Here is a 25093-nt window from a genome sequence, read left to right as displayed (position 1 = left end):
CGCCAGCCCCACGCCAGCCCCACGCCAGCCCCACGCCAGCCCCACGCCAGCCCCACGCCAGCCCCACGCCAGCCGCTCCCAGACAGCCGCTTACAGCTCGCGTGCTTGAGGCTTAGGAATTTTCTCGCGCTAGCTTGCAACTGTGGAAGCAGCGTTCTGGTCGATCAGTACGCTATCATTCGAGGCATTTTTCGGGGGAACACACGGATGCTCAACGGCCTTTGGCTCAGCTTTTTCCTGGTGGCGGCCATCTCCGCCCTGGCCCAATGGCTGGTCGGCGGCAACGCGGGGATCTTCGCCGCGATGGTCGAGAGCATCTTCGCCATGGCCAAGCTGTCGGTGGAAGTCATGGTGCTGCTGTTCGGCACCCTCACCCTGTGGCTGGGTTTCCTGAAGATCGCCGAGCAGGCCGGTATCGTCGAGTGGCTGGCCAAGGTGCTCGGCCCGCTGTTCGCCCGGCTGATGCCTGAAGTGCCGCCTGGGCACCCTGGCCTGGGCTTGATCACCATGAACTTCGCCGCCAATGGCCTGGGCCTGGACAACGCCGCTACGCCGATCGGCCTGAAGGCCATGCGCGCCTTGCAGGAGCTCAACCCCAGCAGCACGACGGCGAGCAACGCGCAGATCCTGTTCCTGGTGCTCAACGCCTCGTCGCTGACCCTGCTGCCGGTCACTATCTTCATGTACCGCGCGCAGCAAGGCGCACCTGATCCGACCATGGTGTTCCTGCCAATTCTGCTCGCCACCAGCGTCTCGACCCTGGTCGGCCTGCTCTCGGTTGCGGTCATGCAGCGCCTGCGCCTGTGGGACCCGGTGGTGCTCGCCTACCTGATCCCCGGTGCGCTGCTGCTGGGCTGCTTCATGGCCTTCCTCGGCACGCTGTCGGCGGCGGCGCTGGCCAGCCTGTCGTCGATCCTTGGCAACCTGACTTTGTTCGGCATCATCTTCTTGTTCCTGGTGATCGGCGCGCTGCGACGGGTCAAGGTGTATGAAACCTTCGTCGAAGGCGCCAAGGAAGGCTTCGACGTCGCCAAGAACCTGCTCCCCTACTTGGTGGCGATGCTGTGTGCAGTGGGTGTGTTGCGGGCCTCGGGCGCCCTTGAGCTGGCTTTGGATGGCATCCGCCACGCCGTGGAGTGGATGGGCATGGACACTCGCTTCGTCGAGGGCCTGCCGACCGCGCTGGTCAAACCATTCTCTGGCAGCGCGGCGCGGGCGATGCTGATCGAGACCATGCAGACCCATGGCGTCGATAGCTTCCCAGCCTTGGTGGCGGCGACCATCCAGGGCAGTACCGAAACCACCTTCTACGTGTTGGCAGTGTATTTCGGCGCGGTGGGTATCCAGCGCGTGCGTCACGCGGTGGGTTGCGCCCTGCTGGCCGAACTGTCCGGGGTGATCGCGGCGATCTTCGTCTGCTACTGGTTCTTCGCCTGAGCCTGAGTTGCCTGGGCGACGGTCCAGTCCAGCAGTTGCGCCATCAGTTGGTCGCTGGCCGCTCCGAAGCCTGCGACCACTGCTGATACTTGGGTGGTGGTCAGCGGCTGACGCACCTCGAAGCGCCGGCTCGCAAGAATACGCTGGCTGCGCCCTTGCACCAGGCGCGCGTCATAACGTATCAGCACCTCCACGCCCCCCGGCCGATATTCGCTCTGGAACGCCTGCAGCTCGCCTGCCAGCTCATAGTCCGCCTGCAGGTTGCTGTCGTCGGCGCTCAGGCGCTGCACTCGGCCATCGCGTTGGAAGCCATCGAGCAGGCGGTTACGCACCAGCAAAGGCACCGGGTCGCTCCAGCGGGCGCCCTTGTAGCCGCTGATGATGTCGCCTTGCGGGATTACCGCAATGCGGGCGCCGGCCAGGGCTTCGCTGGCCAGCGGCTTGTTCAGGCGTAGCGACCAGTCCAGCGGGGTGGCTGTACGGCTGGCCTGGTTCACTGGCAGGCGATAGATGTCCACCGGCTCACTCTTGGGCAGGATCGAGCAGGCCGTGGCCAGGCTCAGCGCTGCGGCCAGGGTGACAAGACGCAGCGAAGTGTTCATGGCTGGAACTCCTTGTTGTTGTCGCGACCCAGCAGGTAGCCGCTTGGGTCCGCCTCCAGTTGGCGCGAGATGCCTTTGAGGGCGTTGAGGGTTTCGCGCAATTCGCGGATGGCCGGGGCCAGCTGGTTCAGGCCTTGGGCGCCGTCGTCGATCGCTTCGCGGTTGTCCTTGAGCAGGCTGTTGATGGTCGCGGTGCTCTCGGCCAGCGCTTGCATGGCCTGCTCGGCGCTGCCAAAGGCCTGCTTGCCTTGCGTACCCAGCAGGCCGTTGGCGTTGCGCATCAACGTCTGGGTTTCGGCGAGGGTGGCGCTGGCTTGTTTGCCGACTTCGCCCAACTGCTCGATGGCTTGGGTGATTCCGCCCTTCTGGCTGGCGAAGGCGCCGGTGGTTTGCTCCAGATTGGCCAGGGTGTTGCTCAGGCGGCCGATGTTGTCTTCGGAGAACATCTGGTTGGCGTTGTGCAGCAGCAGGTTGATGTTGGTCACCAGGTCGCTGCTGTCGTTGAGCAGGCGCGAAATTGGCGAAGGCGAAGCGACGATCACCGGCAGTTTGCCGTCCTTGCCCTTGAGCTCGGGGCTTTGCGGGGTGCCACCGGTGAGCTGGATGAACGAGTTGCCGGTGACCCCGGCCAGGGTCAGCTTGGCTTGGGTGTCTTGCTTGACCGGGGTGTCGGCGCTCAGGCGAATGCGCGCCAGGACCCGACGCGGATCTTCCGGGTCCAGGCGCAGGGTGGTGACGTCCCCGACCTTGATCCCGTTGTACTGCACCGCGCTACCGCGCGACAGGCCCGAGACGGCCTCGTTGAACACCACTTGGTAGTCCTTGAAGGTGTCGTCGACGCTGGACTTGGTCAGCCACAGGCCGAACAGCAGCGCGCCGGCCACCACCAGTACGGTGACCAGGCCGATGAAGACATGATGAGCTCGGGTTTCCATGGTTCAGCGCTCCTGCCGGGCACTGGCGGCGGCCTGTTCGGCCGCCCGCCCGCGCGGGCCGTGAAAATAGTCGTGGATCCAGGGATCGTTGGTTTGCTCGACCTCGGCCAAGGGGCCGGCGACCAGGACTTTCTTCTGCGAAAGCACGGCGATTCGGTCGGTAATGGTGTAGAGCGTGTCGAGATCGTGGGTAATCAGGAACACGCTCAGGCCCAGCGCGTCACGCAGGGTCAGGATCAATTGGTCGAATGCCGCCGCGCCAATCGGGTCGAGGCCGGCGGTAGGTTCGTCGAGAAACAGGATATCCGGGTCCAACGCCAAGGCGCGGGCCAGCGCTGCACGCTTGATCATGCCGCCTGACAGCGACGACGGGTATTTGTCCGCAGCCGAGATCGGCAGGCCCGCCAGAGCCAGCTTGACCCCGGCCAAGTGCTCGGCATCGGCCCGCGACAGGCCGGCGTGCTCGATCAGCGGCAGGGCGACGTTTTCGGTGACGGTCAGCGAGGAGAACAGCGCGCCCTTCTGGAACAACACGCCAAAGCGCCGTTCCACTAACGAGCGTTGCTCATTGTTGAGTTGTGCCAGGTCCTGGCCGAACACCTTGACCAACCCCTCGTTGGGCCGGCGCAGGCCGATGATGCTGCGCAGCAGCACCGACTTGCCGCTGCCCGAGCCACCGACCACTGCGAGGATCTCGCCCTTGAACAGGTCAAGATCAAGGTTCTCGTGCACGCTCTGGCGGCCAAAGCGGTTGCACAGGCCGCGCGCCTCGATCACAGCTTCTCGTACGCCAGTCACCAGCCCATCTCCATAAAGAACAGCGCGGCCACGGCGTCCAGGACGATCACCACGAAAATCGACTGGACCACGCTTGAGGTCGTGTGGGCGCCCACCGACTCAGCGCTGCCACTGACCTTGAAGCCCTCCAGGCAGCCAATGGCAGCGATCAGGAAGGCGAAGAAGGGGGCCTTGGCCAAGCCGACCAGGAAGTGCTGTACGCCGATGTCGCTTTGCAGCAACGAGAGGAACATGGCCGGCGGGATATCCAGCGACAGCGCGCAGACCACCCCGCCGCCGACGATGCCGCAGATCATCGCCAGGAAGGTCAGCAGCGGCAGCGAGATCAACAGCGCCAGTACCCGCGGTACCACCAGCAGCTCAATCGGGTTCAGGCCCAAGGTGCGGATGGCGTCGATCTCTTCGTTGGCTTTCATCGAGCCGATCTGTGCGGTGAAGGCGCTGGCGGTTCGCCCGGCCATGAGGATGGCGGTGAGCAGTACGCCGAATTCGCGCAGGAATGAAAACGCCACCAGGTCGACGGTAAAGATGGTCGCGCCAAAGGCCGCCAACACCGTGGCGCCGAGGAAGGCGACCACCGCGCCCACCAGGAAGGTCAACAGGGCGACGATGGGCGCAGCGTCCAGGCCGGTCTGTTCGATATGGGCAACCACTGGGGTGATCCGCCAACGGTGCGGTTGCAGAACGCGGCGCAGCAAGGTTTCGATGATCAGGCCGATGAAACCGAGCAACTGCCGGGTGTCTTGCCACAGGGTGTCGACGGCGCGGCCGATTCGATCGAGCAGCAGAATCAGGATCGGCCGCTCGGATTCCTTGACCGGGATGCAGTAGTCCTGCACCGAGCAGTAGACCGTCTTGAGCAGCGCGCGGTTGGCTTCGGGCAGGTCGTTGGTGCAGTGCGACAGCCGTTCTGAACCGAGCAATTCGGCCAGTAGCGAGGCGCCGGCGGTGTCCAGGCGGCCGAGTTGGCTCAGGTCGGCGATGGCGTCGGCGGCGAACTGGCTACGCAGTTGCTCGCTGGTACGCTTGAGCTCGGCGTAGTGGGCCAGGGTCCAGTCACCGGTAATGCGCAGGCAGGCCGGCTGGCTACTGGTATCCAGGGTAGCGCTGGGTGTGGTCATGGGCTCCATGCTTCTGACAGGCGCGGGGGCGACGGGTCAGATCATAGCGCATCGCCCATGAGTGTATTGCACCTTGGTGCTGTGCTCACTGGCCCTATCGCGCAGGCAAGGTCACTCCCTCGCCGCTGCGATAAGGTTTGTAATCAGCCCGACGCCGCGTCGTTCACTACCTTGAAGCGCAATACGCCGATCACCTGGCCATCCTCGGTCAGCACCCGCACCTGCCACTTGCCGACCGGATTGGGCGGGAAATTCTGCTTGTGGGTCCAGGCGCGATAGCCTTCTTTGCGTCCGCCATGGATATCCAGGGCGATCCGGTCAACCTCTTTACCGTCCAGCTGCCACACGTGGTAGATACGCTCGTTAAGCCCGCGTGGTGCGTTGATCGCGGTGTAGGCGTACAGCCCGCTGCCTTTGATGCGGCTGGCCGGGATCTCTTCCAGCGACGCGCCTGGCTGACGATTGAGCACCTCGGTGCTGACCGCCACCTCGGTCAACCACAAGGTCGCGGGTGGCACCCACGAGCGCAACAGCCAGCCGCCAGCACCGACCGACAGGGTAACCAGCACCAATGCCACGGCGCGCCGCCAATTATTGATCGGGAAGCTGCTGGCAAGGCTTGGGAACGACAGCGCCATGGCCGCGATCAGGGCCAGTTTGAAGCTCTGCGCGGTGGTCAGGTGCAAGATGATCGGCAGTGCCGTCAGCAGTGCGGCGAACAGGGTCAGGGTGTGCAGCGCCATGAACAACCAGCGCCGCGGTGCCAGCCATTTGTAATACAGCGGATCGATGATCGAGATCAGCCCGGCGGCGCCGAGCAGGCCGGTGAAAATCAGCTGGCCGCTGTTCCACGTGGTGGTGATGAAGAAGAACGGCAGAACGAAGAACAGGCTTTCCTGGTGAATCATCTGCGTCGCATAGCGCAGCAGTGGCTGCGGGATTTCGCGCTTGAAGGCGCGGGTGAACAGCCCGGTGAGGGTGTTCTCCAGCATCAGCCAAAGCCAGCTGACCAGCATCAGGATAGCGACCCAGCTGGCCAGGCCGGCCTGGCGGTCGACCAGAATGAAGCTGCCGATCCCCGAAAGGAAACCGCCAAGCGCGATGATGCCGGGGTAGCGCTTGAGCAGTTCGATCACGCGCTGGATGAATTGGGGGATGGGGGGCATGGGTAGCTACTGAAATGGACGGATGAAGCCGAGATCTCTGGCGGCCGCACCGGCCTCTTCGCGGGCAAGCACTGCCACAGGTATCAGCGCGCATGTTCAGAATGGCGCTGTCCCTGTGGGAGCGGGCTTGCCCGCGAAGGGCCGCGCAGCGGACCCAGGATCTTCGGCCGCTACAGGATACCGCCGAATCAGCCGTCCCGTGTAGCGCCACTGGGCCGCGTGGGCGAATGCCGGCGCCGGCGCAGCAAGCCGACGGCAAGGATCAGCCCCAACAGAAGCGCCACCAGCCCATAGAGCTCGTCATAGCCAAGCAGCGGCTTCTCGATGCGCAGGTAGCCGGGATCCTTGAGCAGCTCACGCAGCGCCGCGTCGGCCTGTTTGAGGCTGACCTTGCGCAGTTGTCGGATCGGATCGGTAAAGCGCCCGTCGGTGTAATTGTTCAGTGCGCCCCAGTAGTAGTCGGCCAGCGCGCTGTTGCCCTGGCTAGACCAGCTTTCCCGGGCGATGGCGAGCTCTTTGATTCGAGAGAACGTGTCGGGGTCGAGGCCGTTCTTGCGCAGGTGGTCGAATAGATCCTGCAGCACTTTCACCGCCTTATCGACATCCTGGCGTTCGAGGTCGGCGTTGAGGCTGAGCATGCCGCTGTCGCCAAAGCTCTCGCGCTGCACCGACGGGCCGTAGGACAAGCCATGGCGCAGGCGTAGCTGGTCGTACAAGGCCCAGTCCAGGTAGCGCGAAAGCAGGTCGAGGGTCTGGTCGTGGTCGTTATCCAGCGTCGGCTCGATGAACAGCCAGTGCAGTTTCACGCTGTCGCCCAGCCAGCCACGGGTGAGGTCCCGGCGTTGCTCGGCCTGTTGGCTGATGCTGTCCAGATTGCGCCGCTCGCCAGGCTCGATCGCTGGCAGCTCGCCATAGGTGCGCTCCAGGTAGGCCGGCAGCAGGCGGTCAATACCGCCAACGATGATCAGGCTCATGTTGTTGGCCGCATACCAATGCTCGCGCAGGGCCTGGACCTGCTCCAGGGTCATGTCGTCGAGGTCAGAGCGTGCCGGGCATTTCAGCCCAAGTTCCACCGCCAGCTGGTCGCTGGCGCGGTGGCCGATGTCCTGGCGGTCGAGCCAGCGTTGCAGGTGGCCATAGTGGCCGCCATCTTCTCGCTCGATGATCTTCTTTGCCGTGGCCAGGGCTTTGGCGTCGATCTGGGTATCGCGGATCGCTGCCAGCAGCAAGTCGAGCACTTTGCGCTGGTTGCGCGCCGGCGCTTCGATGACGAAGGTGGTGTCGGCGCTGCTGGTGTAGGCGTTCCATTCACCGCCAAGGGCCTGCATGCGTTCTTCCAGGCCGCCCTCGCCGGTTTCGTCGATGCCGCTGAACAGCAGGTGCTCGAGCAGGTGCGGCAGTTCACGCTGGTCACACTCGAAGTCGTCCAGGCCCACCCCCACCACCAGGCGGATCGCTACATGGTCGCGCTCATAGCCGGATTTGAGGATCACCTGCAGGCCATTGGGCAGCAGGTAGCCCTCAACCTTCGAGCGGTCGAGGGCCAGCGACGGCAGGCTGCAGATCAGTAGGCAAACGAACATCAGGCTACGCATGGGCGAGCTTGGGTCTCCGGTAGTGCGGGTTCAGGGCTGGCGGGCTTCGTCCGGTACGCTGTCGAGCAACAAGCCGCCGGTGTCCGAGCCGCCTAGTACCACATAGGCACTGCTGCAGAACAAAGAGTTCAAACGCTTCATATCGGCGATCAGCTCCAAGTGTAGCGAACTGGTCTCGATACTTTGCACTACCTTGCGTTGCAATCGGCTGACATGGGCGTGGGCCAAACGCCGTTCCTGGGCGCGAAAACGGCGCTTTTCGCGCAGCAGCAGGTGGGCGCTCTGAGGGTCGGCACTGAGAAACACCGACAGGCCCAGGCGCAGGTTGGCCAGCAGCTGTTCTTGCAGGCCGGTCAGCTCTTCCAGGCCGACCTGGGAAAACTCGCGGCGCTGCGAGGTCTTCTGTTGCTGCACCTTGCGCAGCATGCGCTCGATCAGGTCGCTGGCCAGCTTGAGGTTGATGGCCAGCTCGATGATCTCGGCCCAGCGGCGGTTGTCTTGTTCGCTCAAGTCTTCGCGTGACATTTGCGCCAGGTACAGTTTGATTGCGCTGTAGAGCGCCTCGGCATCCTCAGCGAGCGCACGGACCTGTTGCGGGAGTGCGGTCTGGGTGCCGCGCAGGGCGCCGAGCATGGCTTCCAGCAGGCTGTCGACGATATCGCCCAGGCGCAGGGTTTCGCGCGCGGCGTTGGCCAGGGCCAGGCTGGGGGTCTGCAGGGCCGAGGCATCCAGGTGGCGTGGGCGGATCTGGCCATTGCCATTCTCGCGCTCGGGCAGTAGCGCATTGCACAAGCGGCCCATGGGCTTGGTGGTCGGCAGCATGATCAGGCAGCGCAGCGTGTTGTAGAGCAGGTGAAAGCCGATCACCAATTCCTGGGGGCTAAAGCTGAGGCTGTCCATCCACTCCACCAGTGGATGCAGGACGGGGATGATCAGCAGTAAGCCGATCAGCTTGTACAGCAGGCTGCCCAGCGCGACTCGCCGCCCAGCGGCGTTCTGCATGCTGGTGGTGAGAAACGCCAGCAGACCGCTGCCGATGTTGGCCCCTACCACCAAGCCAATCGCCACCGGCAGGCTGATCAGCTCGGCGCCGGCCAAGGTGGCGGTCAGCAGCACAGCGGCGAGGCTTGAGTAGGAAATCATCGCGAACAGCGCGCCGACCAGGGCATCGAGCAGAATGTCGCCGGTCAACGAGGCAAACAGGACCTTCACCCCTTGCGCCTGGGTGATCGGCGTCGCGGCCTGGACGATCAGTTGCAGGGCCAGGATGATCAGGCCCAGGCCGATCGCCACGCGGCCCATCTGGCCGAGGCGGGTCTGTTTGCGCGAGAGAAAGAAAATCACCCCGACAAACAGCAGCAGCGGCGACAGCCACGACAGGTCGAAGGTCAACACCCGGGCCATCAGCGCGGTACCTACGTCGGCGCCGAGCATGATGGCTAACGCCGGGGTCATCGCCATCAGGCCCTGGCCGACGAAGGAGGTCACCAGCATGGCGGTGGCGTTGCTGCTCTGCACCATGGCGGTCACCACGATACCGGCGAGAAATGCCAGCGGGCGCTTGCTCATGTTCTGGCTGAGCACCCGGCGCAGGTTGGAGCCGTAGACCCGCAGGATGCCGGTACGCACGATATGCGTGCCCCACACCAGCAATGCCACGGCGGAAAGCAGATTGAGCAAGGTCAGCATGTACGAGGCCCCCCTGTTGCTGTTGCCCCAACGCGGGGCCAATGGGTGAAGCCGTGAGCCTGGCCCGGGGGTGGGCGGTTTTTTCCAGTGCTCACTCAAGCTTTAGTTGTTTTACCCAGCTGACGCCAGCTTGGCATGGCTGAAACATATTTGAAACACGCGAGCGCCCTGCGCTTGCCCAGGGGCAGGAACGAAAAAAGGCCCCGGAGGGCCTTTCTTGGTTGCGCGCCTGAGCTTATTGACCAGGGATGTCCTTGCGCAGTTTCACCGCATCGTGCTCTTCGCCGCGTTTGCGTGCCCGCGCCGTGCGCATGCGAATGTTGATCGCTTCCACCGCCAGCGAGAAGGCCATGGCGAAGTACACGTAGCCTTTTGGCACATGCACGTCGAAGGATTCGGCGATCAGCACCGTACCGACGACGATCAGGAACGAAAGTGCGAGCATCTTCAGCGAAGGGTGCTTGTCGATGAAATTACTGATGGCACCGGCGCAGAGCATCATCACCAGCACTGCCACGACGATCGCGGCGATCATCACCGGTACGTGCGAGACCATGCCTACAGCAGTGATCACCGAGTCCAGCGAGAACACGATGTCGATGATGGCGATCTGGATGATGGTGTAGATGAACTTGCCACCCGCGCCCTTTGGCTCTTCGGGGTTTTCGTCTTCACCTTCCAGGCCGTGGTAGATCTCCTGGGAGCTTTTCCACAGCAGGAACAGGCCACCGAAGAACAGGATCAGGTCGCGACCGGAGATGCCTTGGCCGAACACTTCGAACAGATCGGCAGTCAGGCGCATGACCCAGGTAATCGAGAGCAGCAGCAGGATGCGCGTGACCATGGCCAGGGCCAGGCCGAAGATCCGGGTACGTGGCTGCATGTGCTTGGGCATGCGGCTGACCAGGATCGAGATCATGATGATGTTGTCGATACCGAGAACGATCTCAAGTGCCGTCAGGGTGAAAAAGGCAACCCAGATTTCCGGGCTGGTCAGCCATTCCATGTGTATTCCTTCGAACGTTAAAAGGCGATGCGCCCGGTAGGGCGGATCGCTGTAGGGCGTATGTATTTACAGACTGCTGAACAGTGGGAAAGTCCCCAGGAGCAGTGCGCCGAGCATTATGCACATGCACACCAGCACTGCCCACTTGAGCGTGAAGCGCTGATGATCACCGAACTCGATCCCGGCCAGTGCGACCAGCAGGTAGGTTGAGGGTACCAGCGGGCTGAGCAGGTGTACCGGTTGTCCGACGATCGACGCACGGGCCATTTCCACCGGGGTGATGCCGTAGTGGCTGGCGGCTTCGGCCAGCACCGGCAGCACACCGTAGTAGAAGGCATCGTTGGACATGAAGAAGGTGAACGGCATGCTGACGATCGCCGTGATTACCGCCAGGTATGGGCCGAGCGCATCCGGAATCACCGCCAGCAGGCTCTTGGACATGGCATCGACCATGCCGGTGCCGGACAGGATGCCGGTGAAGATGCCCGCGGCGAAGATCAACCCGGTCACGGCCAGGACGCTACCGGAGTGGGCGGCGATGCGGTCCTTCTGCTGTTGCAGGCATGGGTAGTTGACGATCATCGCGATACTGAAGGCCACCATGAACAGTACCGGCAGCGGCAGCAGACCTGCGATCAGGGCAATCATCAGGACCAGGGTCAGGGCGCCGTTGAACCAGATCAGTTTTGGCCGGCGTGCTTCTGGGAACTGCGAAACGCTGATGCCGCTGTGGTCGATGTCATCGGTCGGCAGGTGCAGCTCACCCAGGCGAGCCCGCTCACGTTTGCCGTACATGTAGGCGATGGCCAGGATGGCGATCACGCCGAAGGCCATGGCCGGGATCATCGGCACGAAGATGTCCGACGGATCGACATGCAGGGCGCTTGCGGCGCGGGCAGTCGGGCCACCCCAAGGGGTCATGTTCATCACCCCGCCGGCCAGGATGATCAAGCCGGCCATGATCCGCGGGCTCATGCCTAAGCGGCTGTACAGCGGCAACATCGCTGCGCAGCAGATCATGTAGGTGGTGGCGCCGTCACCGTCGAGCGATACCACCAACGCCAGCACGGCGGTGCCGACCGAGACTTTCAGTGGGTCGCCCTTGACCGCCTTGAGGATCAGGCGCACGGCCGGATCGAACAGGCCGGAGTCGATCATCAGGGCAAAGTAGAGAATGGCGAACATCAGCATCACGCCGGTAGGCGCAAGCTTGCTGATGCCTTGCAGCATCATCGGGCCGATATCGGAGGAGAAACCACCGAACAGGGCGAACAGGATCGGAACCAGGATCAGGGCGATCAAGGCCGACAGGCGCTTGGTCATGATCAGGTACATGAAGGTGATGACCATGGCAAAGCCGAGGAAGGTCAGCATGGCGATACTCCAGGCGTGGCGCGGCGAAAGAGAAAAGACGCTTCGGGCGAATCAGCGCGTGGGGCGCTGTGCGTGGAATAGCCGGAGGGGGACTGCGAGAAGGCGGGCACAGGAATACATCAGAATCACCATTGTTGTTGTCGATTGGGCCGGGCGCGGAACAATCCGGGGGCCCTGGCTGACCGGTCTTGTGCCGGTAGTGGGGCTATCCTATGAGCGCAAGCTTTCAGCCAGCTTTCGCTACGGCAAAGGTGACGAGAGGTAATCATGTCCGAATTTTACGAGGGAGGCTGCCATTGCGGCGCCCTGCGCTATCGCTTGGAAGGGGATCTGACCGACATCGCTCATTGCCACTGCTCGATCTGTCGGCGGGTCAGCGGCGGGTTGGTGGTGACCTGGTTGACCCTGCCGCGTAGTGGTTTTCGATGGCTCAAGGGCAGGCCGCGGATGTATGTGGCACCGACCACGTGCAGCCGGTTTTTTTGCGGCGACTGTGGCGCGCATCTGGCGCTGAGTACTGTGCACAGCCCGCAGACCATCGATGTGACCGTGGCGACCCTGGATCATCCAGAGAACGTACGGGCCACCCGGCACATCTGGACCAGTAGCCAGTTGCCTTGGCTGCATCTGGATGAGCAGTTGCCGGGTGAGGCTGAGGAGCGCCTCTAGTTGGCTCCGTGACCTTATCGCGGGGCAAGCGTGGGAGCGGGCTTGCCCCGCGATTAGGCCTGAACTGACCACAAAAGGCTCAGGCCTTCAGGGCAACTGCAACCCACCGGCAGCCTTGTGCAGCTCCCGCAGATGCTGGCCAATCTGCTTCACGTTTGCCTCGACCGCCGCAATCGCCTTGGCCCGGGCCGGATCGAGCAGCGCCCTCACCTCTTTATCCAGGTCGGTGCTCAGGCGTAGCAGCTGCGCCTGGCGCTCACTGCTGACCTTTTCCAGTTGCTTACGCTCTTCTGGCTGCGGCAAACCATAGCCGTCGGTGCCCAGCAATTCTGCCGGTCGGCTGAGGAAGCCGCTGTTGGCCAGCATCTGCTGCAGGGTCTGATTGGCTTTATCGATGCTGCCGTCCTTGAGCGCGGTGGCATTCAGGTAACGCTGCTTCACTTCATCCTGAGCCAACAGCAATTGCTGGCGCAGCGCAGCCTGCTCTAGCAGCAACAATGCGGCACTGGTACGCAGGTCGGCGCGCGCGAACCATGGCCGGCGCTGGTCGGCATCCAGGGCGAGCCAGTCCTCGACCTTCTCTTGCTTGACCGGTAACTGCTTTCTAAGCACATCGAACATGGCCTGGTAGCGATCACGGTAGGAGTCGAAGCGATACCCCAGGCGCAGTGCCTCACGGGGGTCATCGAGCACGCTGGTATCGGCCAGGCCGCGGCCTTTGAGCACCGCGAGCAGGCCGTTGGGCATGATGCTGTCGAGGTCGTTCAGGGTCGGATTGGCCGTCCCGCTGCGCAGCAGCTTGAGGCCTTCCACTGCGCAGTTGTTGGACAGGAACCAGTAATTGCCGTCGTAGCTCCAGTGCATCTCCGCCGCTTGGCGAACCAGGTTCTCGACCTCGTCGCGGTTGAGCCGCAGCGGCACCGAGGCCAGGCTGCGCAACTCGGTCTTGGTGTATTCGTCGATCACCTGACCCAACGGCAGCACGAACAGCCGTGACGGATAAGCGCCAACCAGGCCGTCCCAGCTGGACAGTTGCACGTCGTTGACGAACGCCCGGTAGGACAGCACTAGGTGCTGGTCCAGGTCCAACCGGCAATCCGGACCCCGCGGTCGACCGGGTGCGCAGATGACCAGGCGCAGCATGCTGTGGCCCCAACGGCTGACCAGGTTCTGGTTGGCTTCGGCGAGCAGGTAGTCAACTTCATAAACCCGCTCCGGGTCGATCTCGCCCAGAGGTTGGCGGGCGAAGTCGTTGCCGGCATTGATGAATGGCAAGCCTTTGGCGCACGGAGTTTGCTGTGGCGTCCAGGCAAAGTGCTGCTGCAGGTATTGGTTCAGTGCCGGGCGGCGGCAGCCATAGCTGGGGTCAAGCAGGAAGTACTCCATGTTGACCGCAATGTATTCCTTGGGGCTGCTCAGCTCATAACTGTCGGGGCTGCGCACTACCTGGGCGTTGTGTTGTTCGCGCTCGCCGCGCCGGCCAACGTACTGCTGCCAGCCAGCCAGGTCGAGTAGGCGTGGATCATCGCTCAAGGTGAAGCGGCGCTCGGCTTGTCCACGGCATTCTTGCGGCAGGCCGATCTTGCCGAGGGTGTCCTGCTGGCGCTTGCAGCGGGCGATCATCAACCGCTCCTGGGTCGGCCAGAGACGGGCGCGGTCGTAGATGTGGGTCAGTTCGTGAAGGACTGTGGCCAGTAGTTCTTGCCGCACAGTGCCATGCGGACGGTTGGTACGCTCGCGGGCAGCGCTGCCATCGACCAGGCCGGGCAATAGCCGGCGGTTCAGCTCGAGGGTGGACACCAGCGAAGCCTGGCCATAAGCATCAGCGGGCATGCGCTCGCTCCAACTGACTTGGATGCGACGGTCGAGCTGTTGCTTGAAGCGGGGGGGAAGTTTGGCCAGGGCCTCGTCGAGCAAGGCCTGGGTGGCTTGCTGTTGTTGCCGATCAAGCACGGACGCCTGCAGATCGAGCTGTAGGTCGGCTAGCGCAGGCATGCCCAGCAGCGTCAGGACGCAGCCGAGCAGCCAGGCACGCATGTGCTTCACAGGGCCAGGATGGCTTCGGCCAGTACCTGATCGCTGGCATCACGTGCCTCAGGCACGCGATGGCGAATGGTGGTGAAGGCGGCTTCGAGCTGCGCGCCGCGGATATCGCCTTTGCTGGCGACGAAGCTGGCGGCGTCGTCATGGGCATCCTGGACGATTTTCGAGTCGCGAATCGAAGTGGTGGTGTCCGAGGTGAAATCGATCGAACGGCCAAAGGCCCGCACGATGATGTTGCTGGTGGCCACCAGGGTCTGTGCCTGTGCCAGGTCGGCCATTACCAACATGCCGAGGGTGGCGGCGATCAGCGTCTTGCGCATGGAGCATCTCCGAAGGAATACAGGGAGTCGAATAAGATTATTGGACGAGAATTGCTTCTGCCAGTTCAAGGTCGCCGACAGAGTGATAACCGCTGTCATGACGCAGTGTATCCAGCGCTGCTTGCAGACGAGCACCACGGATCGAGCCATCGGTGGCGACAAACGCTGCGGCATCGTCGCGGGCCTGCACGACCAGTTTGCGGTCGAAGGGCGCGCTGGTCACTTTGCTGGTGACGTAGCCGCTGGCAACCAGGGTTTGGGTAGAGACGTCCATGGCATGGGCGCTCCCCATACCGGCGAGGGCAAACAGCAAAGGCAACAGATAACGCATCGGACTTCTAAAGGCTTAGGCTTGGATGGCGAAGGCTACCGCGGATACACCGGCTAGAGCCAGTGTATCCGGGCGTGAAACCTGCGGGTTAGAGCGCGAGGATGGCTTGCGCCAATTGTGCGTCGCTGGCTTGCAGGGTGGGCGCCTGCTGGCGAATGTGAATGAACGCACTTTCAAGCTTGGCACCGCGGATGGCGCCTTGGCTGCCGACAAAGCTGGCAGCGTCGTCGCGGGCGGCCTGGACAATCTTGTCGTCACGGAACGACGAGGAGACATCAGAGGTGGCATCAGTAGAGGCGGCAACTGCACCTACGACCGCATCGGTGGTAACGATGAAGCTAGTGGCGTTGGCAGTGCCGGCCAAGGCCAACAACAGGGCGGCGCCAAACAAGTGGTTACGGGACATGGTCGGAGACTCCTGCATAGGGTCGAGATGGTTCTGGTTATCGGACGCTCGCTAGGCTCATCACGGTACTTTATTTAATGAGCTGTTCAAGTAAGCGTAACACGCGTTGCTGTTTCTGGATGTGACGCGGGTGGTTAGCAATACAATTGTACTGGTATGTTTCTGTTTCTATAAAACTGTACTGGTCGCGAGGCAAGCCGCTCTAATTCGCATCTTTGAAACAAAAAACCCGTCGCAGTTCCCTGCAACGGGTTTTTGGAATTCTCGGTGCCGGCCGAAACCGGCTAGCCGGTGCTTAGCGCCAGAAAGGCTTGCTCAGCTCTTCGTAACGCTGCGACTCGCTGATGCCGGCGTCAGCCAGAAGGCGACCATCCAGGCGGGCCAGCTGACGGCGGCTGGCGATGCGGCGTTGCCACAGCAGAAGCGTGGAGAAAGCGCGCAGTGGCAGCGAAGCGTTGGACTGAGCGTTGTTTTCAAAAACCAGACCGGAACTGAGGGTGCGTTCCATGATGTTTCATCCTTCCGCTTGTGGCGGCATTAGGTAGTGATTTAACTGATGCCAATGATCCTCCTCTCTTGTCCATAACAGTAGGTACAGTTCATCTGTATTGCGCGGGTTCAGTTAACTGATTAAGCGCACTGTTGCACCCGAAATTGGCGTAACTGTACTGGTCTGCACAAATATGGTGCGTTTATGAGAGTTGGTGGGAGATTTGTCAGGGAAAGACTGAGATTTTACCAGTACAGTTGTACAGTTTTTTGCTTTTACTGTGATTAGCTGTTCCGGTCGATGGACATTGCGCACCATCGACCGGATAGCTGTGCTGGATCAGCTGGCGAGCATGCGCCCGCTTTCTTCCAGGTTTTCGTGCCAGCTCAGCGCTTCACGCAGGATGTGCGGGGTATGGCCGCCACGCTGGCAAGCGCGTTCGAAGTAGTCGTTCAACGCCGCACGATAGTCCGGGTGGACACAGTTGTCGATGATCGCCCGGGCGCGCTCGCGAGGCGCCAGGCCACGCAGGTCAGCCAGGCCTTGCTCGGTGACCAGGATGTCCACGTCATGCTCGGTGTGGTCAACGTGGCTGACCATCGGCACCACGCTGGAAATCGCGCCGCCTTTGGCAATCGACTTGGTGACGAACACCGCCAGGTGCGCGTTGCGGGCGAAGTCACCCGAGCCGCCAATACCGTTCATCATCCGGGTGCCGCAGACGTGGGTGGAGTTGACGTTGCCGTAGATGTCGAACTCCAGCGCGGTGTTGATGCCGATGATGCCCAGGCGACGCACCACTTCTGGGTGGTTGGAGATTTCCTGCGGACGCAGTACCAGCTTGTCCTTGTAACGCTCCAGGTTGCCGAACACGTCGGCGTTGCGCCGGCTCGACAGGGTGATCGAGCTGCCCGAGGCGAAGCTCAGCTTGCCGGCGTCGATCAGGTCGAAGGTCGAGTCCTGGAGTACTTCGGAGTACATGGTCAGGTCTTCGAACGGCGAATCGATCAGGCCGCACATGACTGCGTTGGCGATGCTGCCGATGCCAGCTTGCAGCGGGCCGAGCTTGTTGGTCATGCGGCCAGCGTCGACTTCACTCTTGAGGAAGTTGATCAGGTGGTTGGCAATACCTTGGGTCTCATGGTCCGGCGGCAGTACCGTGGACGGCGAGTCGGACTGGTCGCTGATGACGATGCCGACGATCTTGGCTGGGTCGATCGGGATCGCGGTGCTGCCAATGCGGTCGTCGACCTTGACCAGCGGGATTGGCGTGCGGGTCGGGCGATAGGTCGGGATATAGATGTCGTGCAGGCCTTCGAGGTTGGCGTTGTGCGACAGGTTGATCTCGACGATCACTTGCTTGGCGAAGATCGCGAAGCTGGCCGAGTTGCCCACTGAAGTGGTCGGCACGATGTGGCCTTGCTCGGTGATGGCCACCGCTTCAATGACGGCGATGTCCGGCAGGGTCAGTTGCTTGTTGCGCAGCTGCTCGACGGTTTCCGACAGATGCTGGTCGATGAACATCACCTGGCCATCGTTGATGGCTTTGCGCAGGGTGCTGTCGACTTGGAACGGCATACGGCGGGCGAGCACGCCGGCCTCGGTCAGTTGCTTGTCCAGGTCGTTGCCAAGGCTGGCGCCGGTCATCAGGCTGATTTTCAGCGGCGACACTTTGGCACGTTCAGCAAGGGCATGGGGTACGGCTTTGGCTTCGCCGGCGCGGGTAAAACCGCTCATGCCGACGGTCATGCCGTCCTGGATCAGGCCAGCGGCGTCGGCCGCACTCATTACCTTGCTGTGCAGGGAGGACAAGCGGATACGATCACGGTACATGGATTGTTATCTCGGGCTACTGAGGCTACTGCAGCGCAGTCTAGAGATTTCGCCCGTCGCCGTCCCACGACCATGGTCGTATGAGAAGCCCTGCAATAGAGCCGTTGATCTGGATCAACCAAAGTAAAAACCCCCGGGAATAAATCACCGGGGGTTTATGCCTATCTATATAGAAGGCTTCATTCCACTGCCTTGACCATGTCTTCGATGACCTTCTTGGCGTCGCCGAACACCATCATGGTCTTGTCCAGGTAGAACAGCTCGTTATCCAGCCCGGCATAGCCACTGGCCATGGAGCGCTTGTTGACGATGATCGTCTTGGCCTTGAACGCCTCGAGGATCGGCATGCCAGCGATCGGCGACTTCGGATCGTTCTTCGCCGCCGGATTGACCACGTCGTTGGCGCCAAGCACCAGCACCACGTCAGCCTGGCCGAACTCGGCGTTGATGTCCTCCATCTCGAACACCTGGTCGTAGGGCACCTCGGCTTCGGCCAAGAGCACGTTCATGTGCCCAGGCATACGCCCGGCTACCGGGTGAATGGCGTACTTCACGGTCACGCCGTTGTGGATCAGCTTTTCGGTCAGCTCCTTGAGGGCATGCTGCGCGCGCGCCACCGCCAGGCCGTAGCCAGGGACGATGATCACGGTGTCAGCGTTGCTCAGCAGGAAGGTCGCGTCGTCCGCCGAACCTGATTTGACCGGGCGCTGCTCTTTGGAGCCGGCCGCCGCGCCGGTGTCCGCCTCGCCGCCGAAACCGCCGAGGATGACGTTGAAGAACGAACGGTTCATCGCCTTGCACATGATGTACGAGAGGATCGCACCGCTCGAACCGACCAGGGAGCCTGCGATGATCAACATCGAGTTGTTCAGTGAGAAACCGATACCAGCTGCTGCCCAGCCCGAATAGCTATTGAGCATCGATACCACCACCGGCATGTCGGCGCCGCCGATTGGGATGATGATCAGCACGCCCATGATGAAGGCCAGGACCAGCATCAAGGTGAAGGCGCTGTAGTGGCCGGTAAAGGTGAACAGCAAACCCAGGGCGATGGTGGTCAGGCCGAGGATCAGGTTCAGCTTGTGCTGGCCCGCGAACTGTACCGGTGCGCCCTGGAACAGGCGGAACTTGTATTTGCCCGACAGCTTGCCGAAGGCGATCACCGAACCCGAGAAGGTAATGGCACCAATCGCAGCACCGAGGAACAGCTCCAGCCGGTTGCCGGTCGGGATCGGATCGCTGATCAATGCGACGATGCCCATCGATTGCGGCTCGAGCACTGCGGCGATGGCGATGAACACTGCCGCCAGGCCGATCATGCTGTGCATGAAGGCGACCAGTTCCGGCATCTTGGTCATCTCGACGCGCTTGGCCATGATCGAACCGGCAGTACCGCCGATCAGCAGGCCGAGCAGGACGTAGCCGATACCGGCGGTGGCCAGCTCGGCGCCGAGCTTATAGATCAGGCCCACGGTGGTGAGCATCGCAATGCCCATGCCGATCATGCCGAACAGGTTGCCGCGGCGTGAGGTGGTCGGATGCGACAGGCCCTTCAGCGCCTGGATGAAGCAGACCGAAGCGACCAGGTAGAGAAGCGTTACCAGATTCATGCTCATGCTTACTTCTGCGCCTCGTTCTTGGTTTTCTTCTTGAACATTTCCAGCATGCGCCGGGTAACCAGGAAGCCACCGAACACGTTGACTGCCGCCAAGGCCACCGCCAGGGTGCCCATGACCTTGCCGGCCGGGGTCACGGTCAGCGCGGCAGCAAGCATGGCGCCGACGATGACGATCGCCGAAATGGCGTTGGTCACGGCCATCAGCGGGGTGTGCAGAGCCGGGGTGACGTTCCATACCACGTGGTAGCCCACGTAGATGGCCAGCACGAAGATGATCAGGTTGTAGATGCCGTGGGAAATCAGCATGTCTTCCATAGCCGTGCTCCTTAACCGTTCTTACGGATGACTTGGCCGTCGCGGCACATCAGGCACGCAGCGACAATGTCATCTTCGAGGTTGATCACCAGCGCACCGTCCTTGTCGAACAGCAGCTTCATGAAGTCCAGCAGGTTGCGGGCGTACAGCGCCGAAGCGTCTGCCCCGACCTGGGCTGGCAAATTGGTTGGGCCGACGATGGTCACGCCATTTTCCACCACCACTTGGTCAGCCATGGTCAGCGGGCAGTTGCCGCCTTGTGCTGCGGCCAGGTCGATCACCACGGAGCCGGGCTTCATCTGCGCCACGGTCTCGGCGCTGAGCAGGATCGGTGCCTTGCGGCCCGGGATCAGTGCGGTGGTGATGACAATGTCAGCCTGCTTGGCGCGATCATGCACGGCTTGTGCCTGGCGCTGCATCCAACTGGCGGGCATGGGCCGGGCATAGCCGCCGACACCTTGCGCACATTCACGTTCTTCATCGGTCTCGTAGGGCACGTCGAGGAACTTGGCGCCAAGCGACTCGATCTGCTCCTTCACCGCCGGGCGCACATCCGAGGCCTCGATCACTGCGCCCAGGCGCTTGGCCGTAGCGATGGCCTGCAGGCCGGCAACACCGGCGCCAAGAATCAGCACGCGGGCGGCTTTCACCGTACCGGCGGCAGTCATCAGCATCGGCATGAAGCGCGGGTAGTGATGCGCGGCCAGCAACACCGCCTTGTAACCGGCGATGTTGGCCTGCGACGACAGCACGTCGAGGCTCTGCGCGCGCGAGGTACGTGGCGCCGCTTCGAGGGCGAAAGCGGTGACGCCGCGTTCAGCCATCTTGGCGATCAGTTCGTTGTTGAACGGGTTGAGCATGCCGATCAGCAGGCTGCCACTGTTGATCAGGGCAAGCTCCTGTTCGCTGGGGGCAACGACCTTGAGTACCAGTTGCGCGCCGAAGGCATCGACGGCGGTACCGAGGGAGGCGCCAACGGCTTCATAGGCACTGTCCGGAATGCTGGCGTTGAGCCCTGCCCCCCGTTGGACGGTGACCTGATGGCCTTGGCCAACCAGCTTCTTGAGGGTTTCGGGGGTCGCAGCGACCCGCGTTTCGCCCGTCTGCGTCTCGAGAGGAACACCAATGTGCACGACTTTTCTCCTGCGGTGACCTTCTTATCTTTATTGAGCTGGCATGCGCGGGGTTGAATCCGCGGCACTTCGCCAGCGTAGCCGTAAGGCTCGAACCCGCCGGATCCCGGGCGGGCGAAGCATTTTGCAGATGAATACGTAGGCCTTCAACCGGTTCTGGAGCGATACGAAGTTAAAACTACAAGTCACCCTGTGACCGTATGTCGCAAGGGTATGGCTGCAGCCCGTCAAACATGGGCTATTGGGAGATTAGGGGAGAAATTAGATTATTTTTAACAAATTTCGCTGACAGCTGGGCGAATGTCGCAAATAGGCCTGAAACCCGCGCAGTATGCAGGGTTAAGCAAGAATTCAGGGTGTACGCAACAGTTTATTGAAATGCGACAATTCAATACATCTGTAGGTGTTTAAAATAATTGACTACCGAGTCAAGTTGTCGCATCTACTGGGTGGGTGGAGGCGTACAAGCGTGCCTGTGCTATCAGCCAGTCGCGGAAGGCGCGCAGCGACGCAGATTCCACCTTCCGCTCAGGAATCATTAGATAGTAGGCCTTGTTACTCGATAGCGCATGCCTGTTGGCGACCACCAACCTACCCTGCTCCAGCTCGCGCTGGATCAAGAACGGTGGAATCAGCGCGATGCCCATCTCGTGCATGGCGGCTTGGGCGAGCATCGAGAACAGTTCATAGCGAGGGCCGGTCATGTCGCCCTCCACGCTCATCCCCAAGCCATCGAACCACTGTCGCCAGGCATAGGGTCGGGTGGTCTGCTGCAGCAGCGGCAGTTCGGCGATGCGCTTGGCATCGAGTTCGCCCTGGCCGCTGAGCAAGGCCGGGCTGCACACTGGCATGGGATTCTCACCCATCAGGCGGTGGGACTGGGTGCCCGACCAGTCGGCATCGCCGAAGTAGATCGCTGCATCGAACGCGGTATCGGCGAACAGGAATGGCCGCGTGCGGTTGGTCAGGTTGACGGTGACCTCAGGGTGGCAGTGCTGGAAGTCCTTCAGGCGCGGCAGTAGCCACTGGGTGCCGAAGGTCGGCACCACCGCCAATTCGATCACATTGGCGCCCTGCTGGCGCATTACCGACAAGGTATCGCGCTCGACCGCGTCCAGCTGTGCTGCCACCTGTCGGCTGTAGGATAGGCCGGCTTCGGTGAGTTTTACCCCGCGACGCGAGCGGCGAAACAGCTCGACATTCAGGAACTCCTCCAGCCCACCAATTTGTCGACAGACGGCGCCTTGGGTCAAGGCCAGCTCTTGGGCGGCCTTGGTGAAGCTCTCGTGACGCGCTGCGGCCTCGAAGCAGACCAATGCCGTAGTGCTGGGAATCTTGCGCCGCATGTACGTCGACCTCACTTGTCAGGCTTTGAGTATGCTGATTTGCAGATTTTCGAAGTGAGAAAATATCACTAAACCGTGCGTAATCCTCGTTTGTCCCGACGGCCGAACAGGCCTAGGATCAATGCACAAGAACATTGCCCACGCACCCTGCTCCCCTATTTCGAGGATTTCGCTCATGGCCGGCAAAGCAAGCTTCAACTGGATCGACCCACTGCTGCTCGATCAGCAATTGACTGAAGAAGAGCGCATGGTGCGTGACAGCGCTTATCAGTTTGCCCAGGACAAGCTGGCGCCGCGCGTGATCGAGGCGTTTCGCCATGAGCAGACCGATCCGAAGATCTTCCGCGAGATGGGCGAAGTCGGCCTGCTCGGCGCGACCATCCCAGAGCAATACGGCGGCAGTGGGCTGAACTACGTCTGCTACGGCCTGATCGCCCGTGAAGTGGAACGCATCGACTCCGGCTACCGTTCGATGATGAGCGTGCAGTCTTCGCTGGTGATGGTGCCGATCAACGAATTCGGCAGCGAACAGCAGAAGCAAAAGTACCTGCCCAAGCTTGCCAGCGGCGAGTGGATTGGTTGCTTCGGCCTGACCGAGCCCAACCACGGCTCCGATCCAGGCGCGATGATCACCCGGGCGCGCAAGGTTGATGGCGGCTACAGCCTGACTGGCAGCAAGATGTGGATCACCAACAGCCCGATTGCCGATGTGTTTGTCGTGTGGGCCAAGGACGATGCGGGTGACATTCGCGGCTTCATTCTGGAGAAAGGCTGGAAAGGTTTGAGCGCCCCGGCGATTCACGGCAAGGTCGGCCTGCGTGCTTCGATCACCGGCGAGATCGTCATGGATGGCGTGTTCGTTCCTGAAGAAAACATCTTCCCTGAGGTGCGTGGTCTGAAAGGCCCGTTCACCTGCTTGAACTCGGCCCGCTATGGCATCTCCTGGGGTGCCCTGGGTGCGGCAGAAGCCTGCTGGCACACCGCGCGCCAATACACCCTGGATCGCAAGCAGTTCGGCCGTCCTCTGGCCGCCAATCAACTGATCCAGAAGAAGCTGGCGGACATGCAGACTGAGATCACGCTGGGGCTGCAGGGCTGCCTGCGTCTGGGGCGGATGAAGGATGAGGGCACCGCTGCGGTGGAAATCACCTCGATCATGAAGCGCAACTCCTGTGGCAAGGCGCTGGATATTGCTCGCCTGGCCCGCGACATGCTCGGCGGCAACGGTATTTCCGATGAGTTCGGCGTAGCCCGTCACCTGGTTAACCTTGAAGTGGTCAACACCTATGAAGGTACCCATGACATCCACGCGCTGATCCTCGGTCGCGCGCAGACCGGCATCCAGGCGTTCTATTAATAGAGGAGCTGGGCCATGGGGGCGTTATCACATCTGCGGGTGCTGGACCTTTCGCGTGTGCTGGCCGGGCCCTGGTCTGGGCAGATCCTCGCCGACCTTGGGGCTGACGTGATCAAGGTCGAGCGTCCGGGGGCAGGTGACGATACCCGCTCCTGGGGGCCACCCTTCCTCAAGGATGCCTATGGGGAGAACACCAGCGAGGCGGCCTACTATCTGTCTGCCAACCGCAACAAGCGCTCGGTGACCATCGACTTCATCCAGCCAGAAGGTCAGCGTCTGGTGCGCGAACTGGCGGCGAAGTCGGATATCGTCATCGAGAACTTCAAAGTCGGTGGCCTGGCGGCCTATGGGCTGGACTATGCCAGCCTGAAGGCGGTCAATCCGAAGCTTATCTATTGCTCGATTACCGGCTTTGGCCAGACCGGGCCGTATGCCAAGCGTGCCGGCTATGACTTCATGATCCAGGGGTTGGGCGGGCTGATGAGCCTGACCGGTCGCCCTGAGGGGGAAGAAGGTGCCGGGCCGGTGAAGGTTGGCGTTGCCTTGACCGATATCCTTACCGGGCTGTACTCGACCGTGGCGATCCTGGCTGCCCTCGCCCATCGTGACCAGTCAGGAGTGGGGCAGCATATTGATATGGCGTTGCTGGACGTGCAGGTGGCCTGCCTGGCTAACCAGGCAATGAACTACCTCACTACAGGCAATGCTCCGCGTCGGCTGGGGAATGCTCATCCTAATATCGTGCCATATCAGGACTTTCCGACCGCCGATGGCGATTTCATCCTTACCGTGGGGAATGATGGGCAGTTCCGTAAATTTGCCGAGGTCGCTGGGCAGCCGCAATGGGCGGACGATCCGCGCTTTGCGACTAATAAGCTGCGGGTCGCCAATCGGGCTGAGCTGATTCCGCTGATTCGCCAGGCCACTGTGTTCAAGACCACAGCCCAATGGGTTAGTGAATTGGAACAGGCCGGCGTGCCATGCGGGCCAATCAACGATCTGGCGCAGATGTTCCAGGACCCGCAGGTATTGGCTCGTGGATTGGCGGTTAGCATTGCGCATCCGCTGGCGGGCAGCGTACCGCAGGTGGCTAGCCCTATTCGGCTGTCTGAGACGCCGGTGGAGTATCGGCAGGCGCCTCCTCTATTAGGGGAGCATACCGAGGCTGTACTGGAAGAGGTGTTAGGGCTGGACGGCGAGGCTGTGCAGCAGCTGCGTGGGGCAGGTGTGCTCTGAGTCGCTTTCTACTTATATAAGCAGGGAGGCCGGTAGGCCTCCCTGCTTAGTTTTTGGCGCTTTAACTGCACACCCCTATCTCTTGCACCCCGCGTCACCCTGTGGAAGCGGGCCCGCCCCGCGATTCTGACCCTAATTTCAACAATATTACGGTTTATTGAAATTAAGGGTTGACGCCCTCTCAGATCCCCTTATAATGCGCCCCACTTCCAGCGTAGTTGGAACGGAAAACTCCTTGAGTATCAACGAGTTAGATGTTTCAGGCAGTACTGG

23 protein-coding genes are annotated in these 25093 nt (G+C 61.8%); 4 read left to right on the top strand and 19 right to left on the bottom strand.

Annotation, left to right across the window (positions count from 1 at the left end; all coding sequences use genetic code 11):
- Nucleotides 1-207: 207 nt before the first annotated feature.
- Nucleotides 208-1437: a nucleoside recognition domain-containing protein gene (locus ACF8K2_RS04340; RefSeq protein ID WP_392463631.1), complete on the top strand. Its 1230-nt coding sequence runs from the start codon at nucleotides 208-210 to the stop codon at nucleotides 1435-1437.
- Here ACF8K2_RS04340 and ACF8K2_RS04335 read toward each other — a convergent pair.
- The 9 genes from ACF8K2_RS04335 to ACF8K2_RS04295 form a co-directional block, all read right to left on the bottom strand.
- Entirely contained in the window at nucleotides 1419-2039 is a 621-nt protein-coding gene (locus ACF8K2_RS04335; RefSeq protein ID WP_312151392.1) for an ABC-type transport auxiliary lipoprotein family protein, read from the bottom strand. The genes ACF8K2_RS04340 and ACF8K2_RS04335 overlap by 19 nt on opposite strands.
- Entirely contained in the window at nucleotides 2036-2974 is a 939-nt protein-coding gene (locus ACF8K2_RS04330) for an MlaD family protein (RefSeq protein ID WP_392463628.1), read from the bottom strand. Before ACF8K2_RS04330 ends, ACF8K2_RS04335 begins: the two co-directional genes overlap by 4 nt.
- A gap of 3 nt (nucleotides 2975-2977) precedes the next feature.
- Complete coding sequence (locus tag ACF8K2_RS04325) at nucleotides 2978-3775, bottom strand: ATP-binding cassette domain-containing protein (protein WP_189661999.1); 798 nt, start codon at nucleotides 3773-3775, stop codon at nucleotides 2978-2980.
- The gene (locus ACF8K2_RS04320) at nucleotides 3769-4902 is read right to left on the bottom strand and encodes an ABC transporter permease (protein ID WP_392463626.1); all 1134 of its coding nucleotides are present in this window, start codon (nucleotides 4900-4902) and stop codon (nucleotides 3769-3771) included. The genes ACF8K2_RS04325 and ACF8K2_RS04320 overlap by 7 nt, the downstream gene beginning before the upstream one ends.
- 134 nt (nucleotides 4903-5036) lie before the next feature.
- Nucleotides 5037-6059, bottom strand: coding sequence for a DUF2914 domain-containing protein (locus ACF8K2_RS04315; RefSeq protein WP_264234296.1), 1023 nt, complete (start codon nucleotides 6057-6059; stop codon nucleotides 5037-5039).
- A gap of 188 nt (nucleotides 6060-6247) precedes the next feature.
- Nucleotides 6248-7654 (bottom strand): M16 family metallopeptidase, encoded by a 1407-nt coding sequence (locus tag ACF8K2_RS04310; RefSeq protein ID WP_392463625.1) that lies wholly within the window; start codon nucleotides 7652-7654, stop codon nucleotides 6248-6250.
- 30 nt (nucleotides 7655-7684) lie between these two features.
- Nucleotides 7685-9343: a Na/Pi cotransporter family protein gene (locus ACF8K2_RS04305; protein WP_392463624.1), complete on the bottom strand. Its 1659-nt coding sequence runs from the start codon at nucleotides 9341-9343 to the stop codon at nucleotides 7685-7687.
- A 235-nt stretch (nucleotides 9344-9578) separates the two neighbouring features.
- Complete coding sequence (locus tag ACF8K2_RS04300; RefSeq protein WP_186557702.1) at nucleotides 9579-10349, bottom strand: TerC family protein; 771 nt, start codon at nucleotides 10347-10349, stop codon at nucleotides 9579-9581.
- Nucleotides 10350-10415: 66 nt separating this feature from the next.
- Nucleotides 10416-11723 (bottom strand): CitMHS family transporter, encoded by a 1308-nt coding sequence (locus ACF8K2_RS04295; RefSeq protein WP_186557703.1) that lies wholly within the window; start codon nucleotides 11721-11723, stop codon nucleotides 10416-10418.
- A 267-nt stretch (nucleotides 11724-11990) separates the two neighbouring features.
- Here ACF8K2_RS04295 and ACF8K2_RS04290 point away from each other — a divergent pair, with 267 nt between their 5' ends.
- Nucleotides 11991-12392, top strand: coding sequence for a GFA family protein (locus ACF8K2_RS04290; protein ID WP_392463619.1), 402 nt, complete (start codon nucleotides 11991-11993; stop codon nucleotides 12390-12392).
- Between the two features lie 87 nt (nucleotides 12393-12479).
- Here the strand turns inward: ACF8K2_RS04290 and ACF8K2_RS04285 are convergent, their stop codons facing one another.
- The 10 genes from ACF8K2_RS04285 to ACF8K2_RS04240 all read right to left on the bottom strand — a co-directional run bounded on the left by ACF8K2_RS04285 (nucleotide 12480) and on the right by ACF8K2_RS04240 (nucleotide 22227).
- A complete protein-coding gene (locus tag ACF8K2_RS04285; RefSeq protein WP_392463618.1) occupies nucleotides 12480-14438 on the bottom strand; it encodes a DUF4105 domain-containing protein in 1959 nt (652 codons plus the stop codon).
- Nucleotides 14435-14755 carry a DUF2388 domain-containing protein gene (locus ACF8K2_RS04280; RefSeq protein WP_186557706.1) on the bottom strand — a complete coding sequence of 107 codons (321 nt, stop codon included), beginning with the start codon at nucleotides 14753-14755 and terminating at the stop codon, nucleotides 14435-14437. The genes ACF8K2_RS04285 and ACF8K2_RS04280 overlap by 4 nt, the downstream gene beginning before the upstream one ends.
- Nucleotides 14756-14792: 37 nt before the next feature.
- Nucleotides 14793-15086: a DUF2388 domain-containing protein gene (locus ACF8K2_RS04275; protein ID WP_264234310.1), complete on the bottom strand. Its 294-nt coding sequence runs from the start codon at nucleotides 15084-15086 to the stop codon at nucleotides 14793-14795.
- Nucleotides 15087-15174: 88 nt separating this feature from the next.
- Complete coding sequence (locus ACF8K2_RS04270; protein ID WP_264234312.1) at nucleotides 15175-15492, bottom strand: DUF2388 domain-containing protein; 318 nt, start codon at nucleotides 15490-15492, stop codon at nucleotides 15175-15177.
- A gap of 295 nt (nucleotides 15493-15787) precedes the next feature.
- Nucleotides 15788-16000: a DUF1127 domain-containing protein gene (locus tag ACF8K2_RS04265; protein ID WP_186557709.1), complete on the bottom strand. Its 213-nt coding sequence runs from the start codon at nucleotides 15998-16000 to the stop codon at nucleotides 15788-15790.
- Nucleotides 16001-16321: 321 nt separating this feature from the next.
- A complete protein-coding gene (locus ACF8K2_RS04260; protein ID WP_186557710.1) occupies nucleotides 16322-17815 on the bottom strand; it encodes an acetyl-CoA hydrolase/transferase family protein in 1494 nt (497 codons plus the stop codon).
- Between the two features lie 179 nt (nucleotides 17816-17994).
- Nucleotides 17995-19431, bottom strand: coding sequence for an NAD(P)(+) transhydrogenase (Re/Si-specific) subunit beta (locus ACF8K2_RS04255; RefSeq protein WP_186557711.1), 1437 nt, complete (start codon nucleotides 19429-19431; stop codon nucleotides 17995-17997).
- 2 nt (nucleotides 19432-19433) lie between these two features.
- The gene (locus ACF8K2_RS04250; protein WP_008097413.1) at nucleotides 19434-19748 is read right to left on the bottom strand and encodes an NAD(P) transhydrogenase subunit alpha; all 315 of its coding nucleotides are present in this window, start codon (nucleotides 19746-19748) and stop codon (nucleotides 19434-19436) included.
- An 11-nt stretch (nucleotides 19749-19759) separates the two neighbouring features.
- Complete coding sequence (locus ACF8K2_RS04245; RefSeq protein ID WP_392463617.1) at nucleotides 19760-20881, bottom strand: Re/Si-specific NAD(P)(+) transhydrogenase subunit alpha; 1122 nt, start codon at nucleotides 20879-20881, stop codon at nucleotides 19760-19762.
- Nucleotides 20882-21309: 428 nt separating this feature from the next.
- Complete coding sequence (locus tag ACF8K2_RS04240) at nucleotides 21310-22227, bottom strand: LysR family transcriptional regulator (RefSeq protein ID WP_186557713.1); 918 nt, start codon at nucleotides 22225-22227, stop codon at nucleotides 21310-21312.
- 175 nt (nucleotides 22228-22402) lie between these two features.
- Between ACF8K2_RS04240 and ACF8K2_RS04235 the strand changes: the two genes are divergently transcribed.
- Together ACF8K2_RS04235 and ACF8K2_RS04230 are read left to right on the top strand one after the other, a co-directional pair.
- A complete protein-coding gene (locus ACF8K2_RS04235) occupies nucleotides 22403-23584 on the top strand; it encodes an acyl-CoA dehydrogenase (protein WP_264234322.1) in 1182 nt (393 codons plus the stop codon).
- 15 nt (nucleotides 23585-23599) lie between these two features.
- Nucleotides 23600-24820, top strand: a complete 1221-nt coding sequence (locus tag ACF8K2_RS04230) for a CaiB/BaiF CoA transferase family protein (RefSeq protein WP_392463614.1) — start codon at nucleotides 23600-23602, stop codon at nucleotides 24818-24820.
- Nucleotides 24821-25093: the final 273 nt, after the last annotated feature.

It is taken from the genome of Pseudomonas sp. xss_2 (assembly GCF_043104195.1).
In the GTDB taxonomy this organism is placed as follows: Bacteria; Pseudomonadota; Gammaproteobacteria; order Pseudomonadales; family Pseudomonadaceae; genus Aquipseudomonas; species Aquipseudomonas urmiensis.
The sequence above is the reverse complement of the archived record's forward strand: the minus strand, read 5'-3'. Positions and strand labels throughout refer to the sequence as shown.

Excerpts from the sequence above, each read along its gene's own strand:
- ACF8K2_RS04340 (WP_392463631.1), top strand. The coding sequence starts at position 208 with ATGCTCAACGGCCTTTGGCTCAGCTTTTTCCTGGTGGCGGCCATCTCC.
- ACF8K2_RS04335 (WP_312151392.1), bottom strand. The coding sequence starts at position 2,039 with ATGAACACTTCGCTGCGTCTTGTCACCCTGGCCGCAGCGCTGAGCCTG.
- ACF8K2_RS04330 (WP_392463628.1), bottom strand. The coding sequence starts at position 2,974 with ATGGAAACCCGAGCTCATCATGTCTTCATCGGCCTGGTCACCGTACTG.
- ACF8K2_RS04320 (WP_392463626.1), bottom strand. The coding sequence starts at position 4,902 with ATGGAGCCCATGACCACACCCAGCGCTACCCTGGATACCAGTAGCCAG.
- ACF8K2_RS04315 (WP_264234296.1), bottom strand. The coding sequence starts at position 6,059 with ATGCCCCCCATCCCCCAATTCATCCAGCGCGTGATCGAACTGCTCAAG.
- ACF8K2_RS04310 (WP_392463625.1), bottom strand. The coding sequence starts at position 7,654 with ATGCGTAGCCTGATGTTCGTTTGCCTACTGATCTGCAGCCTGCCGTCG.
- ACF8K2_RS04305 (WP_392463624.1), bottom strand. The coding sequence starts at position 9,343 with ATGCTGACCTTGCTCAATCTGCTTTCCGCCGTGGCATTGCTGGTGTGG.
- ACF8K2_RS04300 (WP_186557702.1), bottom strand. The coding sequence starts at position 10,349 with ATGGAATGGCTGACCAGCCCGGAAATCTGGGTTGCCTTTTTCACCCTG.
- ACF8K2_RS04295 (WP_186557703.1), bottom strand. The coding sequence starts at position 11,723 with ATGCTGACCTTCCTCGGCTTTGCCATGGTCATCACCTTCATGTACCTG.
- ACF8K2_RS04290 (WP_392463619.1), top strand. The coding sequence starts at position 11,991 with ATGTCCGAATTTTACGAGGGAGGCTGCCATTGCGGCGCCCTGCGCTAT.
- ACF8K2_RS04280 (WP_186557706.1), bottom strand. The coding sequence starts at position 14,755 with ATGCGCAAGACGCTGATCGCCGCCACCCTCGGCATGTTGGTAATGGCC.
- ACF8K2_RS04275 (WP_264234310.1), bottom strand. The coding sequence starts at position 15,086 with ATGCGTTATCTGTTGCCTTTGCTGTTTGCCCTCGCCGGTATGGGGAGC.
- ACF8K2_RS04270 (WP_264234312.1), bottom strand. The coding sequence starts at position 15,492 with ATGTCCCGTAACCACTTGTTTGGCGCCGCCCTGTTGTTGGCCTTGGCC.
- ACF8K2_RS04265 (WP_186557709.1), bottom strand. The coding sequence starts at position 16,000 with ATGGAACGCACCCTCAGTTCCGGTCTGGTTTTTGAAAACAACGCTCAG.
- ACF8K2_RS04260 (WP_186557710.1), bottom strand. The coding sequence starts at position 17,815 with ATGTACCGTGATCGTATCCGCTTGTCCTCCCTGCACAGCAAGGTAATG.
- ACF8K2_RS04255 (WP_186557711.1), bottom strand. The coding sequence starts at position 19,431 with ATGAGCATGAATCTGGTAACGCTTCTCTACCTGGTCGCTTCGGTCTGC.
- ACF8K2_RS04250 (WP_008097413.1), bottom strand. The coding sequence starts at position 19,748 with ATGGAAGACATGCTGATTTCCCACGGCATCTACAACCTGATCATCTTC.
- ACF8K2_RS04240 (WP_186557713.1), bottom strand. The coding sequence starts at position 22,227 with ATGCGGCGCAAGATTCCCAGCACTACGGCATTGGTCTGCTTCGAGGCC.
- ACF8K2_RS04235 (WP_264234322.1), top strand. The coding sequence starts at position 22,403 with ATGGCCGGCAAAGCAAGCTTCAACTGGATCGACCCACTGCTGCTCGAT.
- ACF8K2_RS04230 (WP_392463614.1), top strand. The coding sequence starts at position 23,600 with ATGGGGGCGTTATCACATCTGCGGGTGCTGGACCTTTCGCGTGTGCTG.